Annotated in this window: 14 protein-coding genes; 6 read left to right on the top strand and 8 right to left on the bottom strand. The window is 63.3% G+C overall.

The window, feature by feature from the left end; translation table 11 throughout:
- Positions 1–39: 39 nt before the first annotated feature.
- The 8 genes from BMX92_RS10050 to BMX92_RS10015 form a co-directional block, all read right to left on the bottom strand.
- The gene (locus tag BMX92_RS10050; protein WP_256213356.1) at positions 40–2,358 is read right to left on the bottom strand and encodes a TonB-dependent receptor; all 2,319 of its coding nucleotides are present in this window, start codon (positions 2,356–2,358) and stop codon (positions 40–42) included.
- A 37-nt stretch (positions 2,359–2,395) separates the two neighbouring features.
- Positions 2,396–3,226, bottom strand: a complete 831-nt coding sequence (locus BMX92_RS10045; RefSeq protein ID WP_093015887.1) for a fumarylacetoacetate hydrolase family protein — start codon at positions 3,224–3,226, stop codon at positions 2,396–2,398.
- Positions 3,226–4,149: a VOC family protein gene (locus BMX92_RS10040; RefSeq protein WP_093015884.1), complete on the bottom strand. Its 924-nt coding sequence runs from the start codon at positions 4,147–4,149 to the stop codon at positions 3,226–3,228. Before BMX92_RS10040 ends, BMX92_RS10045 begins: the two co-directional genes overlap by 1 nt.
- On the bottom strand, positions 4,146–4,577 hold the full coding sequence (locus BMX92_RS10035) for a GlcG/HbpS family heme-binding protein (protein WP_093015881.1): 432 nt from the start codon (positions 4,575–4,577) through the stop codon (positions 4,146–4,148). Before BMX92_RS10035 ends, BMX92_RS10040 begins: the two co-directional genes overlap by 4 nt.
- Positions 4,574–6,073, bottom strand: coding sequence for a bifunctional 3-(3-hydroxy-phenyl)propionate/3-hydroxycinnamic acid hydroxylase (locus BMX92_RS10030; protein ID WP_093015878.1), 1,500 nt, complete (start codon positions 6,071–6,073; stop codon positions 4,574–4,576). Before BMX92_RS10030 ends, BMX92_RS10035 begins: the two co-directional genes overlap by 4 nt.
- Before the next feature lie 15 nt (positions 6,074–6,088).
- On the bottom strand, positions 6,089–7,324 hold the full coding sequence (locus BMX92_RS10025; RefSeq protein ID WP_093015875.1) for an amidohydrolase family protein: 1,236 nt from the start codon (positions 7,322–7,324) through the stop codon (positions 6,089–6,091).
- 81 nt (positions 7,325–7,405) lie between these two features.
- Complete coding sequence (locus tag BMX92_RS10020) at positions 7,406–8,302, bottom strand: LysR family transcriptional regulator (protein WP_093015873.1); 897 nt, start codon at positions 8,300–8,302, stop codon at positions 7,406–7,408.
- A complete protein-coding gene (locus tag BMX92_RS10015) occupies positions 8,299–9,303 on the bottom strand; it encodes a threonine ammonia-lyase (RefSeq protein WP_093015870.1) in 1,005 nt (334 codons plus the stop codon). The genes BMX92_RS10020 and BMX92_RS10015 overlap by 4 nt, the downstream gene beginning before the upstream one ends.
- Positions 9,304–9,454: 151 nt before the next feature.
- Between BMX92_RS10015 and BMX92_RS10010 the strand changes: the two genes are divergently transcribed.
- The 6 genes from BMX92_RS10010 (at position 9,455) to BMX92_RS09985 (ending at position 24,000) form a co-directional block, all read left to right on the top strand.
- Positions 9,455–10,066: a TetR/AcrR family transcriptional regulator gene (locus BMX92_RS10010; protein WP_093015867.1), complete on the top strand. Its 612-nt coding sequence runs from the start codon at positions 9,455–9,457 to the stop codon at positions 10,064–10,066.
- Between the two features lie 354 nt (positions 10,067–10,420).
- Positions 10,421–10,822 (top strand): hypothetical protein, encoded by a 402-nt coding sequence (locus BMX92_RS10005; RefSeq protein WP_093015864.1) that lies wholly within the window; start codon positions 10,421–10,423, stop codon positions 10,820–10,822.
- The gene (locus BMX92_RS10000; protein ID WP_093015861.1) at positions 10,819–12,084 is read left to right on the top strand and encodes an efflux RND transporter periplasmic adaptor subunit; all 1,266 of its coding nucleotides are present in this window, start codon (positions 10,819–10,821) and stop codon (positions 12,082–12,084) included. Before BMX92_RS10005 ends, BMX92_RS10000 begins: the two co-directional genes overlap by 4 nt.
- A gap of 119 nt (positions 12,085–12,203) precedes the next feature.
- On the top strand, positions 12,204–15,386 hold the full coding sequence (locus BMX92_RS09995; RefSeq protein WP_093015858.1) for an efflux RND transporter permease subunit: 3,183 nt from the start codon (positions 12,204–12,206) through the stop codon (positions 15,384–15,386).
- 11 nt (positions 15,387–15,397) lie between these two features.
- Positions 15,398–16,810 (top strand): efflux transporter outer membrane subunit, encoded by a 1,413-nt coding sequence (locus BMX92_RS09990; RefSeq protein ID WP_093015855.1) that lies wholly within the window; start codon positions 15,398–15,400, stop codon positions 16,808–16,810.
- Positions 16,811–17,055: 245 nt separating this feature from the next.
- On the top strand, positions 17,056–24,000 hold the full coding sequence (locus BMX92_RS09985) for a calcium-binding protein (RefSeq protein ID WP_093015852.1): 6,945 nt from the start codon (positions 17,056–17,058) through the stop codon (positions 23,998–24,000).
- Positions 24,001–24,131 lie beyond the last annotated feature (131 nt).

The following is a 24,131-nucleotide window of genomic DNA, read 5'->3' as shown; positions in this document are numbered from 1 at the left end:
TGGGCGACGCTGCGCCGCCCATCCTTTTCTTCGTATTTCTCAGAACTTCATCTGTGCAGAGACGCCTATCGTCCGGCGCCCTTCCCGGCTCAGCCAGTTCACATAGGCACCCGGATCAGCAAAGGGCAGATCGATTACCGCCGCATGGAATCGCTGGTCCAGCAGGTTGCGCACGAACAGGCCGACGCGCCAGTTGCCGTCGGGATGGCCGATGCCCGTGTTCAAGCCGATCGTGCCGTAGCCCGGCTGATAGGAGCCCGCTTCCACGACCGCATATTGAACACGGCTGCGATAGTAGAAGTTGGCCGACCAGTCGAACGTCAGCTTGTCATTGATCGGCAGGCGCACGTCGGCCCCCGCGGTGGCGCTATATTTGGGCGCGCCGGACAATGGTTCGCCCGCCGCCTGCACCAGCGAAGTAGTCCCGTCCGCCGCCAGATAGCAGCTATAGCCCGCCTTCACGACGCCTGGACAGGCCGTGACATAATCGGTGAACTTCGTTTTCGAATAAGTGAAACCGCCAGTCAGCGTCAGTTCGGGACTCACGCGCCAGGCCAGATCCGTCTCGAACCCCTTGGCCGAAAAGCCGCCGGCATTTTCGGTCTGGAACTCGACGCCATTGAACACGGACGTCTGGAGATTCTTGTACTTGTCGAAGAAGACATTGACGTTGAAGGTCACGGCACGATCGAAAAGCTGCGACTTCATGCCGACGGTGATGTCACGCACGGTCTGCGGCGCGACCTCCGTCTTGGTGCCGGTCAGGCCGGTGAAGGTGACCGTCGGGCCCAGATAGCCCCGCGCCATGGTGCCGAAGAACATGATGTCCCGGTCGACCTTATATTCCGCGCCGATACGGCCGGACCAGTCGCCCCTCTTCGTGCTGGCGCTGACTTCCGCAGTCGGCGTGTAGGGCACGACGAAACCGTTTGCGCCCGGTCCCGGCGCATAATTGGGGTCGATGATCGAGAAGTAGGACGCCTTCACCCAGTCATATTGGTAGCGGAAGCCGCCGATCACGCTGAACCGATCGGACACATGATATTTGCCGTCGAAGAAGGCAGCCAGCGAGTCCGAACGGGTCTGGGTATTGCCCTGGCCGCCAGAGATATTGACGATGAACGAGTCGAACGGCACCGCCGGGCGCAACTGGGCACGGTTGAAGTCATTGTCGTCACCCACCTTGCGCCGCGAGGCGTAGACGCCGGTGGTGAATTCCAGCGCGCTGCCGCTGGGCGAGCTGAGGCGCAGTTCCTGCGACAGGAAGCTCTGGTCGGTGCCGGTCTGCTGCGCCGTGAAGACGGGCAGGCTGCTGGCGTCGATAGCGAAAACCTGCGGACCTTCATCCAGACGGCGCCAGGCGGTGATCGAGGTCAGGTTATAGTCGCCCAGCGACTTGTTGATTTCAAGCGAGGCGCCGTAATTCTGCTCGGTCGAATAGCCGGCATATTCCTCCACCGACTTGTCATTGTCGAAACCGGGCACGACGCCGAGTGCCGCAACATTGCCGAAGCGCGCCGCCATCAGCGGGTTGGAGAAGCTGGGCAGGCTGGCCAGCGTCCAGAGCTGGCCGGGGCCCTTGCGCTTGATCTTAGAATAATCGCCGATCAGGTAGATGCTGAAATCGTCGCTCGGTTCGAACAGATATTTGGCGCGCGCGCCATAGCTCTGCTCCCCGCCCCACATTTCGTCACGCACGACATTTTCGAGAAAGCCGTCATTGCGGCGATAAAAGCCGAACACGGCCAGCGCCGAATTCTGGCTGACCGGCACATTGACGCTTCCGTTGACATTCACTTCGTTGAGTTCGCCATAACTGGCGAAGGCCGCGCCGCCGAACTTGCCGATCTCCGGCTTCTTGGTGGTGATGTTGACCACGCCCGACGAGGCGTTCTTGCCGAATTGCGTGCCCTGCGGCCCCTTCAACACCTCGACCCGCTCCAGGTCGCCCAGGCTGTTGACCGGATTGCCGAAGGGGATGACGACATTGTCGACCACGGTGCCGACATTCTGTTCGGACGAGCTGGAGAAACCGCCGGCACTGCCCACGCCGCGCAGGCGGAAGCCGCTGTCATTGGGCGAGCTGCCGAACTGAACGCCCGAAAACTGATACTGGATGTCGGTCAGCTTCTGAAAGCCGCCTTCGGCAAGCTGTTCGCCGCTGATCGCCGACACGGCGATGGGCACATCCTGCAACCGTTCAGCGCGGCGCGTGGCGGTGACGATGATGTCCGCACCACCAGCGGCGGGCGTATCGGCCGCAGCCTGCGGCGCGGCATCCTGCGCGAAGGCAGGGGCCGACAGGGCGATGACGCTTGCACCGGCAAGCGCCATCATGGTCAGGTTGATCTTACGCATATTACTCCTCCCCTTCTTATCTTTGGGTCGATTGGGCTTATTGTTCGTCGATGATCCGGTTGGTGAGCGTGCCGACGGTGCCGACGCTGATTTCGACCTTGTCGCCGGCGTTCATGTAGAGCGGCGGGGTACGCTTGTCGCCGACACCGCCAGGTGTGCCGGTGGCGATGACATCGCCGGGGGCCAGCGGCGTGAAGGCGCTGACATATTCGATGACGGTCGCGATATCCCAGATCATGTCGCTGACCGGCTGATCCTGCACCAGTTCGCCGTTGAGGCGGGTCTGGACGCGCAGGCCATTAAGGTCGTCAATCTCGTCCGGCGTCACCAGCGCGGGGCCGAAGCCGCCGGTGCCGGGGAAGGTCTTGCCGGGCGTGAACTGGATATTGTGACGCTGCCAGTCGCGGGCCGACCCGTCGTTGAAGGCGGCATAGCCGGCAATATAGGCCATGGCATCGCCACGGGCGACCTTGTGGCAGGGCTTTCCAATCACCAGCGCCAGTTCGCCTTCATAATCTAAACGGGTGGTCACGGCCGGCTTCACCATCGGCTGGCCATCAGCAACCAAGCTATCGGCATAGCGTACGAAGATCGCCGGATGCGCTTTCTGTTCGCGGCCGGTTTCCTTAACATGTTCGGCATAGTTGAGGCCGACGCACAGGATCTTGGCCGGGTCCGGAATGACCGGCAGCAGCACTACGTCGGCAGCAACATAGGTCGCGCCGTCGGCCAGCGTCGACAGGCTGCCATCGGACAGCGCGGCCTTGAGGCTCGGCGTCGCGTCGGTCGCCAGTTCGACGATCGTCTCGCCATCCTGGCGGCCGAAGCTGGGGGTCCCGTCGGGGCGGCGGAAACTGACGTAACGCATTAGTGATTTTCCTCTGTCAGGACGTTCAGCGGCTGGACCTGCCAGTCGCGGCGATGGCGGAATTTCTCTTCGGCGGCGCGCAGGCCGGCAAAATCCTTGTCGGACATGCCCCACTGGTCGATCCGCTTTTCAGGCCAGGTCCAGTCTTCGGGCGCACCGGCCTGATAATCTTCGGGCACTTTCTCGACGGCGGTCGAAAATTCGATGACGGGGCCCCCATTGCCAGGACCAAAGGGGGCGATGAAATAGGCGAAGACGTTGGCGCCGGGGCCATGGCGACCGGGGCCCCAGGCGGGCACCATCTCATGGTCGCGCAGACGGCCGATCCCGCGCATCACCGCATCCAGGTCCGCCATTTCGAAAGCGATATGGTTGAGGCTGGCAAAACCAGCGCGGGCAAAGGCGGTGCTGTGATGCGAGTCATTGCAGCGCACGAACACCATGCCCTTGGTCCGGTCCGACACGCGGAAGCCCAATGCATCCTCGACCAGATGCCCGGTCGCTTCGGCGTCGGCGCTGTTGAACACGACATGGGTCAGCTTGACCGGCAGGTCGGCGCCTTCGATCGGCGCGACTTCCCCGGCATCGACCAGGAAGCGGAGCAGTTCGCCCTCGGCCAGTTCCACGATGATGCCATGACCGCCGCCCAGATCGCCCGACACCACCGGCGCGGCGGGCAGACCGGCTTCGTGCACACTGCGCTTCAGTTGCTCCAGCCGGTCGGCGGTGCAGACGAAGGTGGTGGAGCGAACATAGGGGTCGGCCGATTCCTCCAGCGCGACCAGATAGGGATAGCTGCCCGATCCACGCAGATAATGGATATTGCCCTCGACAGCCGCCGGGGCCATGCCCCAGATGTCCGTCAGGAAAGCGGCGGCCTCTGCCGCGTGGGGCAGCGCCAGTTCGATGCTGCGCAGCTTCATTTCATATCTCCATGGGAAAGGCCTGCGGCGAGGATGCCGGCGATGGCACAGGCTTCGTCGCATTCGCCGGTGTCGCCGCTGATCCCGACGGCGCCGATCACCGCACCTTCCACGTCACGGATCAGGACGCCGCCGGGGGACAGAGCCAGCCGACCGCCGGTGGCGGCGACGACGCTCTGAAAGAAGACAGGGTTGGAGGCGGCACGCGCGGCCAAGACCCGCGTATCCGCCCCCATCCCCAGCGCACCCGAGGCTTTGGCCTTCGCGATGTCGAAACGAAACAGGCTGGCGCCATCTTCGCGCACCATGGCAACGGGATGCGCGCCGGCATCCAGGACAACGATTGCGAGCGGTTGCGCGCTATCGGTGCGCCCTTGTTCCAGCGCATGATCGATGATGGTGCGCGCTTGAGCAAGGGTGAGGCTCATGCAGCGATCTCCTGATGAGTAACGCCAGCGATCAGCGCAGCGCGGCAGGCGACGAGGTCCGACGCCTTGCCGGTGCCAAAGACATAATGGTCGGGACGGATCAGAACCGCGTCGGCGTTGCGATCGGCCAGCCAGGCGGCGATCGCGCCCTGATCGTCCAGCGTGGCGATATCGATGACCGCGATATCGCCACCTTCGACGGGAGCGCTAGTGAACAGCCGCCAGCCGCCACCGGTCACATCGTCCAGCAGCCGGTCGCCGACGCGCGGCTGGATGAAGCGCTCGCCTGCCCCCGGCGTGCCGGTGGCGACGATACCCGTCGCGATGGCGGGGATCAGGTCGGCGGCGGTGCCATGCTGCGCGCCCTTGGCGGCTTCGCGCATCTTGGCGTCGCGCTCCGCAGCAGCTTCCGGGTCGAGCATGCAGATATAGCGGCCTGCGCCCACGGCGGCGGAAATGACCGCGCGAACATGGGGATCGCGTTCGGGCTGATAACTGTCGAGCAGTGCGTCGGGCGCCTGCCCCTTCAGCACCAGTTCCAGCTTCCAGGCGAGATTGGCGGCATCGCGCAGGCCATGGCACATGCCCTGTCCAAAAAAGGGCGGCGTCTGGTGCGCGGCATCGCCGGCCAGAAAGACGCCGCCCTGCCGCCACCGCTCGGCGATCAGACCATGGAAGCGATAGGTTGCGGCGCGCACCACCTTGTGCGGAACGCCGGAGAGATAGGGTTCGACAAGGGCTGCGACCGATTGCGGTTCCATCATCGCCCGGTCATCTTCCCCCGGCAGCAACATGAATTCCCAGCGGCGATGATTGCCGCGCCCCGGCACGATCGTCGCGGGCCGCTTGGGGTCGCACATCATGACCGAGAGTTTCTGGAGATTGGCGGCTTCCGGCACGCCCCACAGGTCGGGGAAGCGAACCGCGCCATCGACTTCGGCATCGACCACCAGCCAGGGTTCTTCGAAATCCAGATCGTCCAGGCGAATGTCCAGCGCCTTGCGCACGGCGCTGCGCGCGCCATCGCAGGCGATGACATAGCGGGCCTGCTCGCTGCGACCGCCCGACAGGCGCAGGGTGACGGCATCTTCACCCTGCTCCAGCCCTTCGAACGCGACACCGAGCTGGACGGTTACATTCGCATAATCAGCCAATGCGTCGCGGAGATGATCTTCCAGTTCGGGCTGGTAGAAGAAATAGTCGTTGGACCAGCTGAACGGACGCGCGCGGCCGACCGTGCCCATATAACGGATGACGCCATGATCGGCGCCGACATGCAGATGGCCTTCGGTGTCGCGCATGTCCGGGGCGACGCGGTCGATCACGCCGGCCGACTGGAACAGGCGCATCATTTCATGGTCGAGATGCACTGCGCGGGGCAGCGGATAGGGATGGGCTTCCTGCTCGATCACAAGGACCGAGACACCCGCCTTCCCCAGTAAATTGGCCGCAAAGGCCCCCACCGGCCCGCAGCCGATGATCGCGACATCGAACATGAAACGTCTTCCCCGTCAGGCGTTTACGGGCTGAGCGGCGGGCGATTTATGCATCTGCCCACCCAGCATGATCATCTTGATATTATTGGCGTCTTGCAGAATGCGGACGTCCTGGGTCGGATCGCCATCGACCAGCAACAGATCGGCCAGATAGCCCGGCTTCACATGTCCAACTTGCTGTCCCATCAACTGACCACCCAGCATGGTGGCGGCGCTCAGCGCCTCGGCCGGGGTGAAGCCGTAATAGGTCACGAAATGCTCCAGATCGCGGGCATTGCGGCCATGGGGGTTGAAGGGAAAACCATAGTCGCCGCCGGGCAGGATACGCACGCCCCGCGCCTTCAGCTTGGGAACGAGGGTCTTTTCCAGTTCCAGCCGCTCGGCTGCGCTGGCCTTCATCGACGACATGTTGATGTGCGGCGGGGGCGAGGCTTCCAGCGCGGCGACCGACACGCCGGGGCCGGGGGCATAAAAGATTTCGTCCTTCTTCGCCGCCATGGCATCGACTGCGGCATCGTCCGCGAAGGAGCAGTGATAGAGGATGCGCGCGCCCGCTTCGAGCGCCAGAGCGATGGCGCGCGGCGAGTAGGCGTGGGTCGCGATCCAGAGGCCCGCTTCCCTGGCCGCTTCTCCTGCCGCCAGCATTTCCTCGTCCGTGTAGAGGATGTCGGCCGAGGAACCGGGCTTGAGCGCATCTTCGCCGGAAATGACGAGCTTGAGCGACTTCACGCCTTCTTCGGCGCAATAGGCGACAAAGGCGCGCATCGCATCGGGACCGCGACCGTTGAACACGTCACCCGTCTCCACGCCCTCTTCGCCTTCCGGGCTACGCTCCAGCGTCGACGGGATGAGGCGCGGGCCGGGCGTTTCGCCGGCTTCGATCGCGCGGGCCAGTTCGGGTTCGATCTGGTCGCCCAATGCGCCCGCCGAATAGAGGCTGGTATAACCATGATCGAGCAGCACGCGGGCATTGCGCCAGGCGGCAACCTTCAACTCGTCGGGCGGCAGGATGAACTGGTGATAGATTTTCTCGACCGAGCTACCCCAGGTCAGATGGGTATGCGCGTCGACCATGCCGGGCATCAAAGTAGCACCCTGACCGTCGATCACCACATCGGCCTCGACCGCGGCGATGGCCGCCTCGTCATGCAGGACGGCGGCGATGGCTTCGCCTTCGACGACTACCGCTCCGGGGACTGGCGCAGTGCCCGTCCCGTCGAAAATTGCGATATTGCGGATCAGCTGCCGCACGGTGGTCTCTCCCGAAAGCTCTTGTTGAAGAAGCTTATGCGCCGTTCCTGACCCAAAGAAAAATAATGATTTTTGCGAACGTCATAGTTTTGAACTATGGATAAGCACATCCAGCAGCGCTTCGCCCAGATGCGACAGCCGCCCGCCCGCCAGCATCCGCACGCCGATACTGCGAGGAAAGGCGGCTTCCTCGATCGTGATGGCGCGCAGTACGCCGATCGACAGTTCGGCCGACGCCACCTGCATCGGCAGGATCGTCACGCGCTGGCTACCGCGCACGATCGCCTTCGTGCTGAGCAAAGAGTCGCAGCGGATGATGTCCTGCGGCACGGGAATGTCGGCCGCCATGAACAGGGCGTCCGTCTGTCGCCGAAAGGCGCCCCGCGCTTCGGGGAGCACCCAGCGCATCAGGGCCGTGTCCCGCAGCGACAGGCTGGCGGGCAGATGATCATTCTGCTTGCCCACGATCAGGGCGAAAGGATCGCGCGAGAAGGTGCGTTCCTCGATCCCTTCGGGCGGTTCCTCGATGCCCGTCGTGACGAACGCCAATTCTATGTCGCCGCGATGGAGCATCGCGGCCAGATCATGGTCGGGTCGTTCCACCACATGCAGGGTGAAGCGACCGATCCGCGTTTCCAGCCGCCGCACCGCATCGGGCAACAGGCTGACCAAAGCGCCGGGCGTGCCGCCGATGCGCAGGGGGCCGGTAATGCCCCGACTGGCAAGTTTCACCTCCGTCTGCACATCCGCCAGCAGCGCATCCATCGCTTCCGCGCGTCGGAGCAATGCCTGCCCTTCCGGCGTCAGCTGGATGCCGCTGCGCGACCGTTCGAACAGGGTGGCGCCGAGCGACTGCTCCAACTGGGCGATGGCGTTGGAGACGGAGGGCTGGGAGATGTTGAGCGCCCGCGCGCCGCCGCTGATGCTGTTGGCGCGGCACACCGCGAGGAAAGTGCGGATGGCGCGCGGATCGATCATGCGGCGCTATCGCCGATGATGGCGGCATAAGCGGCGGAATCGACATTGCTGCCCGACAGGACGACGACGCTGGCGCCATCGCAGGGCGGTGCGAAACCTGCGAGCATAGCCGCCAAGGCTACCGCGCCGCCCGGCTCCACGACCAGCTTGAGCGTCGAGAAGGCGAAGCGCATGGCATCGCGCACCTGATCGTCGCTGACGACAAGGCCGCCCGACAGCAAGGCCTGATTGATGGGGAAGGTCAAGGCGCCGGGGCTGGGCGCCATCAACGCATCGCAGATGCTGCGCGCATCGGGCGACACGGTTTCATGCACGCCGCTGGCAAGCGACCGGGCGGTATCATCGAAGCCGGCGGGTTCGACCGTGTAGATGGTCGTGCCGGGCGAGCGGGCCTTTACCGCCGTGGCGATGCCGGCGGTCAGGCCGCCGCCGCCGCAACAGACGAGGATCTGGCCAATCGTCGCGTCCGCCTGCGCAGCCTGTTCGAGGATTTCGAGGCCCGCCGTCCCCTGCCCTGCGATGATATAGGGGTCATCGAAGGACGGGACCAACGTGGCGCCGCGACTTTGCGACAGGGTGGTAGCGATCTCCTCCCGGCTTTCGGTATGACGGTCATAGGTGACGATTTCAGCGCCGAGCGCGCGCGTATTGGCCAGCTTGATCGCGGGTGCATCGGCCGGCATCACGATCGTCGCGGGAATGCCGAGCAATCTTGCCGCCGCCGCGATGCCCTGCGCATGATTGCCCGAGGACCAGGCGACGACGCCCGCCGCCCGTTCACGCGCATCCAGTCGGGCAAGACGGTTGTAAGCGCCACGAAATTTGAAGGAACCGGTGCGCTGCGCCCCTTCGAACTTCAGCAGGACGCGCCGGCCGACCCGATCATTTAGCACCGCATTTTCCAGCAGTGGCGTCCGTACCGCCGCCGGGGCGATGACGCGGGCGGCGTCGACTATATCCGCAATGCTGATGGCTGGGCTGATGACGGGCGAAGGGTTCATGCACGGCTCCTTTTCTGGCCAAGGCTCTAGCCGCAGCGTGAAGCGAGGAGAAGCGCGAAGAACAGCGAATGAGACAGTTGCGCGACATTGCGACGAATGTCTTCCTGCGATGGTAGACAGCAGCCCCTGCTCCACCTATATACCGAGCGGTATGAAAAGCGCGGCTGAAACTGTCACTAGAGGACGCCCCCGGGAGTTCGATCCCGAGGAAGCCCTGTCGGCTGCGCTCCAGGTCTTCTGGACGCGCGGGTATGAAGGCGCGTCGCTGGCCGAACTGACCGACGCGATGGGCATCACCAAGCCCAGCCTCTATGCCTGTTTCGGTAATAAGGAAGCGCTGTTCCACAAGGCGCTGGACCTCTATGAGCGCGACAAGCTCTGCTATATGCGATCGGCGATGGAAGAGCCAACCGCCCGCGCCGTGGCCGAACGGCTGCTGCGCGGCACGCTGAATATCCAGACCGGCGGCAGCGATCCGCGCGCCTGCCTTGGCGTCATCAGCCTGGTCGCCTGCACCACGCAGGCGGAATCGATCAAGACCGACGTGCTGGCGCGCCGCGCCTCGTCCGACAAGGCGCTGGTCGAGCGGCTGGAACGGGCCAAGGCGGAAGGCGACCTGCCCGCCGGGGTCGAGCCAGCGGCGCTGGCGGCCTATGTGATGGCGGTCATGCAGGGTATGGGCGTGCAGGCCAGCGGCGGCGCCTCACCGGAGCAACTGGAGCAATTGGTGGAAACCACCATGGCGATGTGGCCGACCGCCTGAACTGAACCGCCTAAAACCGTATATTCAGCCGCAATTCAGAAAAAATTACCAAGCGGTACAGAAAGCGGTTGACGCGATGCAGCATCGCATTATATACCGATAAGTATGAAATCCGGTTGAGGCGTCAGCCTTGATGGAGGCTCCATGAAACATTTCTGTACAAGCTAAGTCATTCGACTCGGCGCGCATCGTCACGCCGTCACTATCATCATCGTCTGGCCATGGGGTCGGAGCGTCGCTCCGGCATCGATGGCTCTTGCAGTCCCGCGGCCGCCACCGGTTCGGGAGAGTATCGCGTGCGCCCGCAGATGGCGTTCGCGGCCGGGTCTGCACGCGAATAGGGGATTGAAAACCATGGCCTATATCGATTTTGCCCAGCCGCTGCCTGCGGTTGGGAACGGCATTTCCTTGCCTGCGATCCGGGACCGGATCAAGGCCGTCGCTACCGGCTTTTCGCCGATGGAATGGCAGATCGTGCGCTTGGCGCAGACGGACGGCCTGTCTTCCCTGCGGGAGCCGGGGCGCTGGTTCCGCCTGAAGACATTGTTCTTCGGACCGCAGCCGCATTTCAAACTGGCGGACGAAAAGCTGGAGGCGCTGCGCCGTCTGGCCGTGGAGGCCTGGCATGAAGGCTTCGCCGTCCGCCCATCCGCCATTCGTCAGTTTCGCGAAGCCGGGTTCAGTGAGGGACAGCTGGAAACATTGCTGTCCGCCGTCACCGCCGCCCGCCGCACCATCAAGGGGAAATATCCATGAACATGATCACAAAGATCGACAGCGATACGCAGGCCAGCGAAGTCGGATCTGGCGGCACGACACGCCGCTGGCGCGGCCGGCATCTGGCTTGGGCAGCACTGGGTATCGTCGTGCTGGGCGGCGTCAGCTGGAAATATCTGGGGCAGCCGGAGGCGCAGGCCTCCGCCGCGCCGCTGGCGGCTGTCGGCGTGTCCGCGCCGCTCGCCCGCAGCGTGACCCAGTGGGACGATTATGTCGGCCGCTTTGCGCCAAGCCAGACGGTGGAAATTCGCCCGCGCGTATCGGGGGCGGTGACCGCCATCCACTTCCGCGACGGCGACTTCGTCCGGCAGGGGCAGTTGCTCTTCACCATCGACCAGCGCCCCTTCCTGGCGGCCCTGGCCGAAGCACGGGCGAACAGCGCATCGGCCCGAAGCGCGCTGCTGCTGGCGCAGAATGATTATGCCCGCGTCCAGAGGTTGAACGGCGACGAAGCCGTGTCGGCCAGCGAAGTCGATGCGCTGCGCTCGCGGCTCCAGGCGGCGCAGGCCGCCCTTGCCGGAGCGCAGGCGCGCGAACGGAGCCGGGCGCTGGATGTGGAGTTCACGCAGGTGCGTGCGCCCATTTCGGGTCGCGTCTCCGACCGCCGCGTGGATATCGGCAATCTGGTGGCCGGCGCGGAAGGCACGGGCGCGACCTTGCTGACCACGGTCAACAAGCTCGATCCCATCTATTTCAACTTCGACGCGTCCGAAGCGCTGTATCTCAAGTCGCAGCGTGACAAGGAGAATGGCGGCGCGGTCGAAGTCCGGTTGCAGGATGAGGCGGATTATAATCATCAGGGTCGTCTCGACTTTACCGATAATGGCCTCGATCCGCGTTCGGGCACGATCCGCATCCGCGCCGTGTTCGACAATCCGGGCAATTTCCTGACGCCGGGCCTGTTCGGCAATATGCGCCTCGCCAATGGGGGCAAGGCCAACGCCCTGCTGGTTCCGGACGAAGCGATCCAGTCCGATCAGGCCCGCAAGACCGTGCTGGTGGTGGACAAGGATGACACTGTGACGGCCAAGCCGGTCGAGCTTGGTCCGATCGTCGACGGACTGCGCATCATCCGGTCGGGCCTCAGCCCGCAGGACCGGGTGATCGTATCCAACCTTCAGGCCGCCATGCCCGGCGCCAAGGTGGCGGTGAAACCAGCGACGATCCGGCCCGCCCCCGCGCCGGTCACGCCGGTCGATAGCGCGGCCCCGGTGGCGGCGCAGGCGACCTTCGCAAGATAGCCCCACCCCAGCCCCTCCCCTGAAGGGGGGGGGCTTTGGAAACACAAATCCCAAGCCCGTGATCCGACCCTCGTCGGATCGCGCGGCATCCCTTTTGCTCGTTCGCAAAGGACGATCCGATGCGCTTTTCCCGTTTCTTCATCGACCGGCCGATCTTCGCCGCCGTGATCGCGGTGGTCATCACCGTGGTCGGCGCGCTGGCCTTCATCGGCCTGCCGGTGTCCCAATATCCCGACATCGTGCCCCCCACGGTCACGGTGTCCGCCCAATATCCCGGCGCATCGGCGGAAACGGTCGCATCGACCGTGGCCGCGCCGATCGAGCAGGAAATCAACGGCGTCGACGACATGCTCTATCAGAGCAGCCAGTCGACCGGCGATGGCAAGGTCGTCATCACCGTCACCTTCAAGATCGGCACCGACCTGGATGCCGCGCAGGTGCTGGTGCAGAACCGCGTCGCCGTCGCCACGCCGCGCCTGCCCGAAGAGGTGCAGCGGCTGGGCGTCGTGACGCGCAAGACCACGCCAGAATTCCTGATGGTCGTGAATTTGCAATCGCCCGACGGCACGTTCGACCGCGACTATATCTCCAACTATGCGCTGACGCAGGTGCGTGACAGACTGGCTCGTCTGGATGGCGTGGGCGATGTGCAGATGTTCGGATCGCGCGACTATGCGATGCGCATCTGGATCGACCCGGATCGCGCCGCCGCGCTCGATCTGACGGCCGGTGAAGTCGTCTCCGCCCTGCGCGCGCAGAATGTGCAGGTATCGGCCGGCTCGATCGGTCAGCCCCCCTATGATCGTGGCGAAGCCTTCCAGCTTGGCGTGGAAATGCAGGGCCGCCTCAACACGCCCGAGCAATTTTCCGACATCGTGATCCGTTCGGATGCCGATGGCCGTCAGGTGCGCGTGCGCGATGTCGCCCGCGTCGAACTGGGCGCGCAGGATTATGGCACCAACACCTATCTGTCGAACAAGCCCACCGTCGTCATCGCTACGATGCAGCGCCCCGGCTCCAACGCGCTCGACGCGGCGGAGAAGGTGAAGGCGGAGATGGAGCAACTGTCCAAGCGCTTCCCCAAGGGCCTGGAATATAGCATCATCTACAACCCGACCGAATTTATCAGCCAGTCGATCGACGCCGTCTATCACACGCTGATCGAAGCGGTGCTGCTCGTCGTCCTCGTCATCCTCGTCTTCCTGCAAAACTGGCGCGCGGCGATCATCCCGATCATCGCCATCCCGGTGTCGCTGATCGGCACGGCGGCGATCCTGGCAGGGCTTGGCTACAGCCTCAACAACCTGTCGCTCTTCGGTCTGGTCCTTGCCATCGGCATCGTCGTCGACGACGCCATCGTCGTGGTCGAGAATGTCGAGCGCAATATCGAGCATGGCATGTCGCCGCTGGAGGCCGCGCGCGTCTCCATGGACGAGGTGTCGACGGCGCTGATCGCGATCGTGCTGGTGCTGTGCGCGGTGTTCGTGCCGACTTTGTTCATCACGGGCATTTCCGGCGCCTTCTATCAGCAGTTCGCCGTCACCATCTCGACCGCGACCGTCATCTCGCTGATCCTGTCGCTCACCCTGTCGCCCGCCGCCGCCGCTCTCCTGCTCAAGGAAAAGCACGGCCCGCGCGACCGCAGCGGCGATCCGGTCTGGCGGCAGAAGCTGGGCGTGCTGGTCGATCACTTCAACAATGGCTTCGACCGGATGAGCGCGGGCTATGGCCGCCTCACCCGCTTCCTCGTCGCCCGTCCCAAGAAGATGCTGCTGACCTATGCCGGCCTGATCGCCGCCACCATCGCCCTCTTCTGGGTGACGCCCGGCGGCTTCATCCCGGCGCAGGATCAGGGTTATTTCCTGGCGGTCGTTCAGCTTCCCTCGGGCGCCTCGCTCGAACGCACCGACAAGGTGACGCGCGAGGTCGCGGCGAAGATCCTGCCGATCAAGGGCCTGCGCGGCGCGGTGATGTTCGCCGGCTTCCACGGCCCTTCGCAGACGCAGGCGCCCAACAGCGCGGCGATCTACTTCCCCTTCAAGAGCTTTGCCGAACGCAAGGAAGAAGGCGCCACTTATGCGGGCATCATGGAACAGGCGAACAAGGCCGTCGCCGGCTATGACAAGGCGCGCATCCTGCTCGTCCCCCCGCCGCTCATTCAGGGCATCGGCTCGGCCGGTGGCTATCGGATGATGCTGGAGGACCGGGAGGATCGCGGATACGCCGAACTGAACAAAGTCGCGCAGGACATGATCGCCAAGGCGAACCAGTCCCCCAGCCTCGCCATGGTCTACACCCTGTTCGATGTCGGCACGCCGCGCATCTATGCCGATGTCGACCGGCGCAAGGCCGACCTGCTGGGCGTGCCGCCTGAGCGCATCTTCGAAGCGATGCAGGTCTATCTTGGGTCGTCCTTCGTCAACGACTTCAACCTGCTGGGCCGCACCTATCGCGTGACGGCGCAGGCCGATGCGGAGCATCGCGGCACGGTGGCGGATATCGCGAACCTGAAAACCCGGTCGAACAGCGGCCAGATGGTGCCGATCGGCTCCGTCTCCACCTTCAAGGACAAGACCGGTCCCTATCGCGTGGTCCGCTACAATCTGCTGCCGGCGGTGGAAATCGACGGCGACACGGCGCCGGGCTATTCCTCGGGCCAGTCGCTCGCCACGATGGAAAAGCTCGCCGACGCGGCCCCGGCCGGTTACACCGGCGAGTGGACCGGCGTCGCCTATCAGCAGGTCAGCGCGGGCAACACCGCAGGTCTGGTGTTCGGCATGGCGGTCTTCTTCGTCTTCCTGGTGCTGGCGGCGCAATATGAAAGCCTGACGCTGCCGCTGTCGATCATCCTGATCGTGCCGATGTGCCTGTTCGCGGCCATGCTGGGCGTGAACCTGCGCGGAATGGATAATAATATCCTCACGCAAATCGGTCTGGTCGTGCTGATCGCCCTTGCCGCGAAGAACGCCATATTGGTGGTCGAATTCGCCAAGCAGGCGGAGGAAGAACAGGGCCTGTCGCCGGTCGAAGCCGCCGTTCAGGCTGCCCAGACCCGTCTGCGCCCGATCCTGATGACCAGCTTCGCCTTCATCCTGGGGGCGGTGCCGCTGGTGATCGCGACCGGTGCGGGAGCGGAACTGCGGCAGGCGCTGGGGACGGCCGTGTTCTTCGGCATGGCCGGTGTGACCGCCTTCGGCCTGCTCTTCACCCCCACCTTCTATGTCGTGTGCCGCGCGCTGGGCGATCGCTTCGCCCGCCGCCGGCCCGAACAGGCCGAACCTGCCTTGCAGCCGGCCGAATGAGGAATAGAGACATGACACGCAACTTCATTGCCTTGCTGCTGGGCGCCAGCGCCCTGACGGCCTGCGCCGCCGGGCCGGATTATAAGGCGCCCGCTACCCCGACCACCGCCGCCGCGCCCTTCATCGGGGCGGCGAGCCCGGCGGTCAGCGCCGCCGCCGCGCAGGATCGCTGGTGGACGCTCTATAATGATCCGCTGCTGGACAGCCTTGTCGGCGATGCGCTGGCCGCCAATACCGACCTGCGCGTGGCAGTAGCGCGGATCGAACGGGCGCGGGCGTCGCTGCGCGGCGCGAAGTCCGATCGCCTGCCGCAAACCAGTCTTGGCGCATCCGCCGTGCGCAGCCGGACTTCGGCGGCGCAGTCCCTGCCCGGCATCGACCGCGAAAACACCATTTACGATGGTGGGCTGGATATCAGCTACGAAGTCGACCTGTTCGGCCGGGTGAAGCGCGGTGTGGAGGCGGCACGGGGCGACTATGCAGCCGCACAGGCCGATGCCGATGGCGTGCGGGTCGCCGTGATCGCCGATACGGTGCGGGCCTATCTGGACGTGACCGCCACGGCCGAGCGACTGGCGGTCGCCCAGCGCACCGTGGACCTGCTCGACCAGTCGGTCCGTATCACCAGCGCGCGCTTCGATGCGGGCCGGTCCGACCGGCTGGACGTCATCCGTGTGACGACACTTCGAGAACAGCAGAAAGCGGCGATCCCCGCGTTGCTGGCGGACCGTGATGCGGCGCTCTTCCGTCTCGCCACGCTGACCGGCCGCACGCCCCAGGATTTGCCCGATACGGTGCGCACTGCGATCCGAACGCCGCAACTCTCGCAGCCGATCCCGGTGGGCGACGGACAGGCATTGCTGGCGCGGCGGCCCGACGTGCGCGCGGCCGAACGGCGGCTGGCGGCGGACACCGCCCGGATCGGCGTGGCGACGGCGGACCTTTATCCCCGCATCACCCTGGGCGGATCGGTCGGCACCACGGCGCTGGGCGGCGGCAATCTGTTTGGCGGCGGACCTCTGAACTGGGTGCTGGGGCCGCTGATCAGTTGGGCCTTCCCTAATCAGGAGGCGATCCGTGCCCGCATCGGTTCGGCGGAAGCGGACAGCGCCGCTTCGCTCGCAACCTTCGACGGCACGGTGCTGCAAGCGCTGGAGGAAACCGAACGCTCCCTCTCCGCTTATTCTCATGCGATCGAGCGGGCGCAGACATTGAGCGCCGCCCGGGATGAAGCGGCGCGAGCTGCCCGGATCAGCCTCGCCCGGCAGCGGGAAGGGCAGATCGATTTCCTGACCGTGCTGGACGCGCAGCGGACGTTGGCGAGCGCAGAGGCCGATCTGGCCACGGCGACGCGGGCCGTGTCCTTTGCGCAAGTGGACCTGTTCCGGGCGCTGGGCGGCGGCTGGGGCAATCGCCCTGCCTGACATGCATCCAGGGGTGGATCGAACATCCACTCCCGCACTGCAACAAGTTGGTCATAAAAGAAAATTGCCCGAACGGGGGCGGTATAGTCCGTCGTCCAAGAATAAGATAATCTTTCATTAACCTCCTTCAAAGTCACTTGCATTGAACCTCTGGTCATGCGAGCGATCGGGCGGGTCGTTCACGAAATTCTAGCGATTCCCCTGTGGGGATGTCGCTGATTCATCCTGCGTGTGGGGGAGTGAACATGACGGACTATACGGGCGGCTCGGAAAATAACAGCTGGACGATCACACCGACGGACGGCACCTCCAGTATCGACGGCGGCGGCGGTACGGATAGCCTGACGGTCAATCTGTCGAGCAGTACGGGCTATTATCAGTCGGGCAACTGGTACGGCCCCACGTCGTCCGGCAACATCTATGATTATGGCAGCGGGCAGTCTGTCTATTACAGCAATATTGAAGTCCTGACCGTCCTGTTCGGCAGCGGCGACAGCGATTTTTCTATCCTCAATAATGCTATCGTCGCCTTCAATGGCGGCGCGGGAAACGACTATTTTCACGGCGATTTCTCAGCCAGCACGGCCAATATCAGCTTCACGCTGAACGAAACGGCGAACGCCACCTCCACCTTCACCAACCAGGGCACCACGCTGACCAATGTCGAGCGGGTGGATATCACCACCGGCAGCGGCAATGACAGCCTGACCGGCGGGTCGCTGGCGGACACGCTGCGCGCCGGCGCTGGCGCCAATAGCGTCAATGGCGGTGGCGGCGACGACACCATCTACAGTTCAGGCGTCGATACGGTGAATGGCGGCGCAGGCAACGACATCTGGTACGGCGACTATAGCAGCCGCACCACGGCGCTGAACGTCACCGAGAGCGCGGGTGTTTACACGCTATCCAATGGCGGTAGCGTCACCAATGTCGAAAATCTGCAGCTGACCACCGGCAGCGGCAATGACAGCTTCCAGATCAGCAGCGCCGGTTCTTTCGACGGCGGCGCGGGCACCGACAGCATGACCATCAACTGGTCCGCCAGCGACGGCTATTATCAGGGCGGTTCCTGGCAGGGCTCCGGCGGCAATGTCTATGCCTATGACTATGGCAATGGATATAGTGTCTATGGCTATAATATCGAAACTCTGACTGTCCTTTTCGGCAGTGGCGACAGTGATTTTTCCGTCAGCAACAACGGCGTTGTCGCCTTTAACGGCGGCGCGGGCACCGACTATTTCCATGGCGATTTCTCGACCAGCACGGCCAATATCAGCTTCACGCTGAACGAGACGGCGAACGCCACCTCCACCTTCACCAACCAGGGCAGCACGCTCACCAATGTCGAGCGGGTGAACCTCACCACCGGCAGTGGCAATGACAGCCTGACCGGCGGATCGCTGGCCGATTCCTTCCGGGCGGGTGCCGGCACCAACAGCATCAATGGCGGTGGCGGCGACGACGTCATCTACAGTTCGAGCGTCGACACGGTAAATGGCGGCTCCGGCAACGACATCTGGTATGGCGACTATAGCAGCCGCACCACGGCGCTGAACGTGACGGAAAGCGCGGGCGTTTACACGCTGTCCAATGGCGGCAGCGTCACCAATGTCGAGAATCTGCAACTGACCACCGGCAGCGGCAATGACAGCTTCCAGGTCAGCAGCACTGGTGCCTTCGATGGAGGTGCCGGCACTGACAGCATGACCATCAACTGGTCCGCCAGCGACGGCTATTACCAATATGGCTACTGGTATGGCTCCGGAGGCAGCGCCTATGCGTATGACTATGGCAATGGATATAGCATCTATGGCTATAATATCGAGGCGCTGACCGTTCTTTTCGGCAGTGGCGACAGTGACTTCTCCGTTAGCAACAACGGCGTTGTCGCCTTTAACGGCGGCGCGGGCACCGACTATTTCCATGGTGATTTCTCGGCCAGCACGGCCAATATCAGCTTCACGCTGAACGAGACGGCGAACGCCACCTCCACCTTCACCAATCAGGGCACAACCCTCACCAATGTCGAGCGGCTGGACCTCACCACCGGCAGCGGCAATGACAGCCTGACCGGCGGGTCGCTGGCGGATACGCTGCGCGCTGGCGCGGGCACCAACAGTGTCAATGGCGGCGGCGGCGACGACATCATCTACAGTTCGAGCGTCGACACCGTGAATGGCGGTTCCGGCAACGACATCTGGTATGGCGATTATAGCAGCCGCACCACGGCGCTGAACGTGGCCGAGAGCGCGGGTGTTTACACACTGTCCAATGGCGGCAGCGTCACCAATGTCGAAAATCTGCAACTGACCACCGGCAGCGGCAATGACAGCTTCCAGATCAGCAGCAGCGGTGCCTTCGACGGAGGCACCGGCACCGACAGCATGACCATCAACTGGTCGGCCAGCGATGGCTATTACCAATATGGCTACTGGTATGGCGCCGGAAACAATGCCTATGCGTATGACTATGGCAATGGAAATAACATAAATGGCTATAATATCGAAGCGCTGACGGTCCTGTTCGGCAGTGGCGACAGCGATTTCTCCGTTAGCAACAACGGCGTTGTCGCTTTCAACGGCGGCGCGGGCACCGACTATTTCCATGGCGATTTCTCGGCCAGCACGGCCAATATCAGCTTCACGCTGAACGAGACGGCAAACACCACCTCCACCTTCACCAATCAGGGCACAACCCTCACCAATGTCGAGCGGCTGGACCTCACCACCGGCAGCGGCAATGACAGCCTGACCGGCGGGTCGCTGGCGGACACGCTGCGCGCCGGCGCGGGCACCAACAGCGTCAATGGCGGCGCAGGCGACGACACCATCTACAGTTCGGGCGTTGACACCGTGAATGGCGGTGCGGGCACCGATATCTGGTATGGCGACTATAGCAGCCGCACCTCGGCGCTGAACGTGACCGAGAGCGCGGGCACCTATAGCCTGTCCAATGGCGGCAGCGTCACCAATGTCGAGAATATGCAACTGACCACCGGCAGCGGCAATGACAGCTTCCAGATCAGCACTGCCGGTTCGTTCGATGCGGGTGTCGGCACCGACAGCATGACCATCAACTGGTCGGCCAGCGATGGCTATTATCAGACAGCCTCCTGGTATGGCGGCAGCTCTTCCAGCAATGTCTATGCCTATGATTATGGCAATGGTTACAGCGTCAACGGTTATAACGTCGAAACGCTGACTGTCCTCTTCGGCAGTGGCGACAGCGACTTCTATAACTATTACAACGCTGTCGTTGCCTTCAACGGTGGTGCGGGAACCGACCATTTCCATGGAGACTTCTCCGCAAGCACGGCCAATATCAGCTTCACGCTGAACCAGGCCGCAGGATCGACGTCGACATTCGTCAATCAGGGAACCACCCTCACCAATGTCGAGCGGTTGTACATCTCCACCGGCGCAGGTGTAGACACGCTGACCGGTGGCGCACTGGACGACTATATCGACGGTGGCGCGGGCAATGATGTCATCGATGGTGGCGCAGGCAGCGATCAGTTGAGCGGCGGCGCCAATGGCAACGACACGCTGAGCTTCGCCTCGTCCGCCAATGCCATCACCTACTCGCTAACCGACCATCAGGGCGCATGGTATGATGCCGGCAATGGCTATGACTATACCGTCGGTTTCGAAAACCTCATCGGTTCCGCACAGAATGACACGCTGACCGGCACTGCCACCGCCAACCAGATCGATGGCGGCGCGGGTGCCGACACGATGATTGGCGGGGCGGGCAACGACATCTATGTCGTCGACAATGTCGGTGACGTCGTGACCGAACTGGCGGGTGAAGGCACGGACGAAGTGCGTACCACGCTGGCCAGCTACACGCTCGGCACCAATCTGGAAAGGCTGACCGGCCTGTTGTCGACGGGCCAGACGCTGACGGGTAACAGCGCGGCGAACACGATTACCGGCGGCAGCGGCAATGACACCTTGAACGGTGGCACTGGCGCCGACACCATGATCGGCGGCGCGGGCAACGACCTATATTATGTCGACAATGCCAGCGATGTCGTGACCGAAGCTTCGGGCCAGGGCAACGACACCGTCCGCACGGCGCTGGCCAGCTATGCGCTGGGCGCGAATGTCGAAAATCTGATCGGCACCGCAGCCACGGCGCAGGCACTGACCGGCAACAGCCTGGACAACAGCATCACTGGCGGGACGGCCAATGATACGCTGACGGGTGGTGCCGGCAACGACACGCTGAATGGCGGCATCGGGGCTGACACCATGATCGGCGGTACGGGCAACGACATTTATGTCGTCGACAATAGCGGCGACGTCGTGACCGAACTGGCGGGCGAGGGTACCGATGAGGTGCGCACGACGCTGGCCAGCTACACGCTGGGCAGCACGCTGGAAAACCTGACCGGCACCGCCACGACCGGCCAGACACTCACTGGCAACAGCGCTGCGAACGTGATCACGGGCGGCAGCGGCAACGACATTATCGATGGCGGCACCGGCGCAGATGCGATGGCCGGCGGCGCGGGCAACGACCTTTATTATGTCGACGATGCGGGTGACGTGGTGACGGAAGCGTCCGGTGCGGGCGCCGATGAGGTGCGCACGGCCTTGTCCAGCTACACCCTGACTGCCAATGTCGAAAGGCTGACCGCCACCGGCGTCAGCGGGCAGAGTTTGACCGGCAACGATCTGGCCAACATCATCGTCGGCACTATCGGTGCGGATAGCATCAATGGCGGCACCGGCGCCGATACCATGACCGGCGGGCTGGGCGACGACATCTATTATGTCGATAACAGCGGGGACGTGGTCGTCGAAGCCAATGGCGAAGGCAATGACTCGGTCTTCAGTTCGGTCAACTATTCGCTGGCTGGCCTGTCGATCGAAAATCTGACCCTGACCGGCACGACCAATATCAACGCCACCGGCAATGGCGATGCCAACAGCCTGACCGGCAATGACGGCAATAATGTCATCGACGGCGGTGCCGGCGCCGACACGATGGCCGGTGGCCTGGGCAACGACACCTATTATGTCGACGATGTGAACGACAATGTGATCGAAGCCGACAATGCGGGCACGGACACAATCCTGTCGTCGGTCAGCTATGCGTTGACAGGCCGGATCGTGGAAACGCTCACCCTGACCGGATCGGCGGCTCTTACCGCAACGGGCAATGCCCGCGCCAATATATTGAACGGCAATAGCGGCGCGAACATCCTCATCGGCCTGGAAGGGAACGACACGCTGAATGGCGGCGCGGGCAATGACACGCTGAACGGTGGTGCAGGCAACGACATCATGGATGGCGGTGCGGACATCGACACGGTTACTTACGCCGATGCCACGGCCGCCGTCACGGTCAACCTGGCGACGACCGCGGCCCAGAATACGGGTGGCGCAGGAACCGACACGCTCTCCAATATCGAAAACCTGATCGGCTCGTCGTTCGGCGACACGCTGAACGGCAGCAGCGCGGCCAATGTGATCGATGGTGGCACAGGGGCTGACACGATGGCCGGCGGCGCAGGCGACGACATTTATTATGTCGACAATGTGGGCGACAATGTCGTCGAGGCAGATGGCGCCGGTTCGGACACCATCTATTCGTCGGTATCCTACACGCTGGCGGGGCGCATCGTCGAAACTTTGATCCTGACCGGATCGGCCAATATCGACGCAACGGGCAATGGTCGCGTCAACATGCTGGTCGGCAATAGCGGCAACAATGTGCTGTCGGGTCTGGACGGTGCGGACACGCTGATCGGCAATGGCGGCAACGACACGCTGGATGGCGGCGCAGGCGCCGACATCCTGACCGGTGGGCTGGGCGATGACGTCTATATCGTGGACAATGTCGGCGATGTCCTGAACGAACTGGTCGGCGAAGGCATCGACGAGGTGCGGACCAGCCTGGCCAGCTACACGTTGGCGGCCAACATCGAAAACCTGACCGGTACCGTGACCACAGGTCAGTCGCTGACGGGTAATGCCCTGGCCAACAGCATCGTCGGATCGACCGGCAGTGATTCGCTGAACGGCGGGGCCGGTGCGGATGTGCTGGCCGGTGGTCTGGGCGACGACATTTATTATGTCGACGATGTGAACGACAATGTCGTCGAGGCCGATGGCGCCGGCACGGATACGATCTATGCGTCGGTCAGCTATAATTTGACCAATCGTCTGGTCGAAACTTTGACCTTGACTGGATCGGACACCATCGACGGTACCGGCAATGGCCGCGCGAACATCATCAACGGCAATAGCGGCAATAATTATCTGTCCGGCCTGGCTGGCAACGACACGCTGTCCGGCGGCAATGGCACGGATATATTGAATGGTGGCGCAGGCAACGACATATTGGATGGCGGCAATCACACCGATACCGCCACCTATGCTGACGCCACCGCAGCGGTCACCGTCAATCTGAGCGTCACGACAGCCCAGAATACCGGCGGTGCTGGCACAGACACATTGATCAGTATCGAAAAGCTGATCGGTTCCGCCTATAACGACATCCTTACCGGGGATAGCGGCAACAACACCCTGGATGGCGGTGCAGGCGCCGATACGCTGGCTGGCGGCTTTGGTGATGACACTTATTATGTCGACAATATCAACGACAATGTCATCGAAGCCGACAATGCGGGTTCGGATCGCATCTATTCGTCCGTATCCTATTCCCTGTCAGGCCGGATCGTCGAATATCTGAACCTGACGGGCACCGCGAATATCGATGCGACCGGTAATGGCCGCGTCAATACCCTGACCGGCAATGACGGCAACAACATCCTGTCCGGCCTGGGCGGCGCCGATCGCCTGCTGGGCGGTGCGGGCAACGATATGCTGATCGGTGGCGACGGCATTGATACGCTGACGGGCGGCGATGGCGCAGACAATTTCGTGTTCGATGCGGCGCTCGGCTCCAACAATGTCGACACCATTCTGGACTATGTCGTGGCGGACGACAGCATCACGCTGGACGATGCCATCTTCACCGGGCTGTCGGTGGGAACCTTGTCGGTGGACGCTTTCCATATCGGGTCGGCGGCGCATGATGCGGACGATCGCATCATCTACAACAGCGCCACCGGCGCACTGCTGTTCGATGCAGACGGCAATGGTGCTGGCGCGGCCATCAAGTTCGCGCAACTCAGTACAGGCCTTGCGCTTACCAATGCCGAGTTCATCATCGGCTGATCCGGCGCGATCACCCATTTGAAAAGGGCGTCGGCGCAAGTCGGCGCCCTTTTTTTGCTGGCCGCTTTCCCCTGTTCGGTCGCGCCAGTTTGCAGTAGCTAAGGCCACCCATCATCATTCAGACAGATATT

Source organism: Sphingobium sp. YR768 (assembly GCF_900111125.1).
Classification (GTDB): domain Bacteria; phylum Pseudomonadota; class Alphaproteobacteria; order Sphingomonadales; family Sphingomonadaceae; genus Sphingobium.
This window is presented reverse-complemented; position numbering and strand designations above follow the sequence as displayed.

Coding starts and splice junctions, on each gene's coding strand:
- BMX92_RS10005 (WP_093015864.1), top strand. CDS start 10,421: ATGGCCTATATCGATTTTGCCCAGCCGCTGCCTGCGGTTGGGAACGGC.
- BMX92_RS10035 (WP_093015881.1), bottom strand. CDS start 4,577: ATGAGCCTCACCCTTGCTCAAGCGCGCACCATCATCGATCATGCGCTG.
- BMX92_RS09990 (WP_093015855.1), top strand. CDS start 15,398: ATGACACGCAACTTCATTGCCTTGCTGCTGGGCGCCAGCGCCCTGACG.
- BMX92_RS10040 (WP_093015884.1), bottom strand. CDS start 4,149: ATGAAGCTGCGCAGCATCGAACTGGCGCTGCCCCACGCGGCAGAGGCC.
- BMX92_RS10030 (WP_093015878.1), bottom strand. CDS start 6,073: ATGTTCGATGTCGCGATCATCGGCTGCGGGCCGGTGGGGGCCTTTGCG.
- BMX92_RS09995 (WP_093015858.1), top strand. CDS start 12,204: ATGCGCTTTTCCCGTTTCTTCATCGACCGGCCGATCTTCGCCGCCGTG.
- BMX92_RS10020 (WP_093015873.1), bottom strand. CDS start 8,302: ATGATCGATCCGCGCGCCATCCGCACTTTCCTCGCGGTGTGCCGCGCC.
- BMX92_RS10015 (WP_093015870.1), bottom strand. CDS start 9,303: ATGAACCCTTCGCCCGTCATCAGCCCAGCCATCAGCATTGCGGATATA.
- BMX92_RS09985 (WP_093015852.1), top strand. CDS start 17,056: ATGACGGACTATACGGGCGGCTCGGAAAATAACAGCTGGACGATCACA.
- BMX92_RS10045 (WP_093015887.1), bottom strand. CDS start 3,226: ATGCGTTACGTCAGTTTCCGCCGCCCCGACGGGACCCCCAGCTTCGGC.
- BMX92_RS10010 (WP_093015867.1), top strand. CDS start 9,455: ATGAAAAGCGCGGCTGAAACTGTCACTAGAGGACGCCCCCGGGAGTTC.
- BMX92_RS10000 (WP_093015861.1), top strand. CDS start 10,819: ATGAACATGATCACAAAGATCGACAGCGATACGCAGGCCAGCGAAGTC.
- BMX92_RS10050 (WP_256213356.1), bottom strand. CDS start 2,358: ATGCGTAAGATCAACCTGACCATGATGGCGCTTGCCGGTGCAAGCGTC.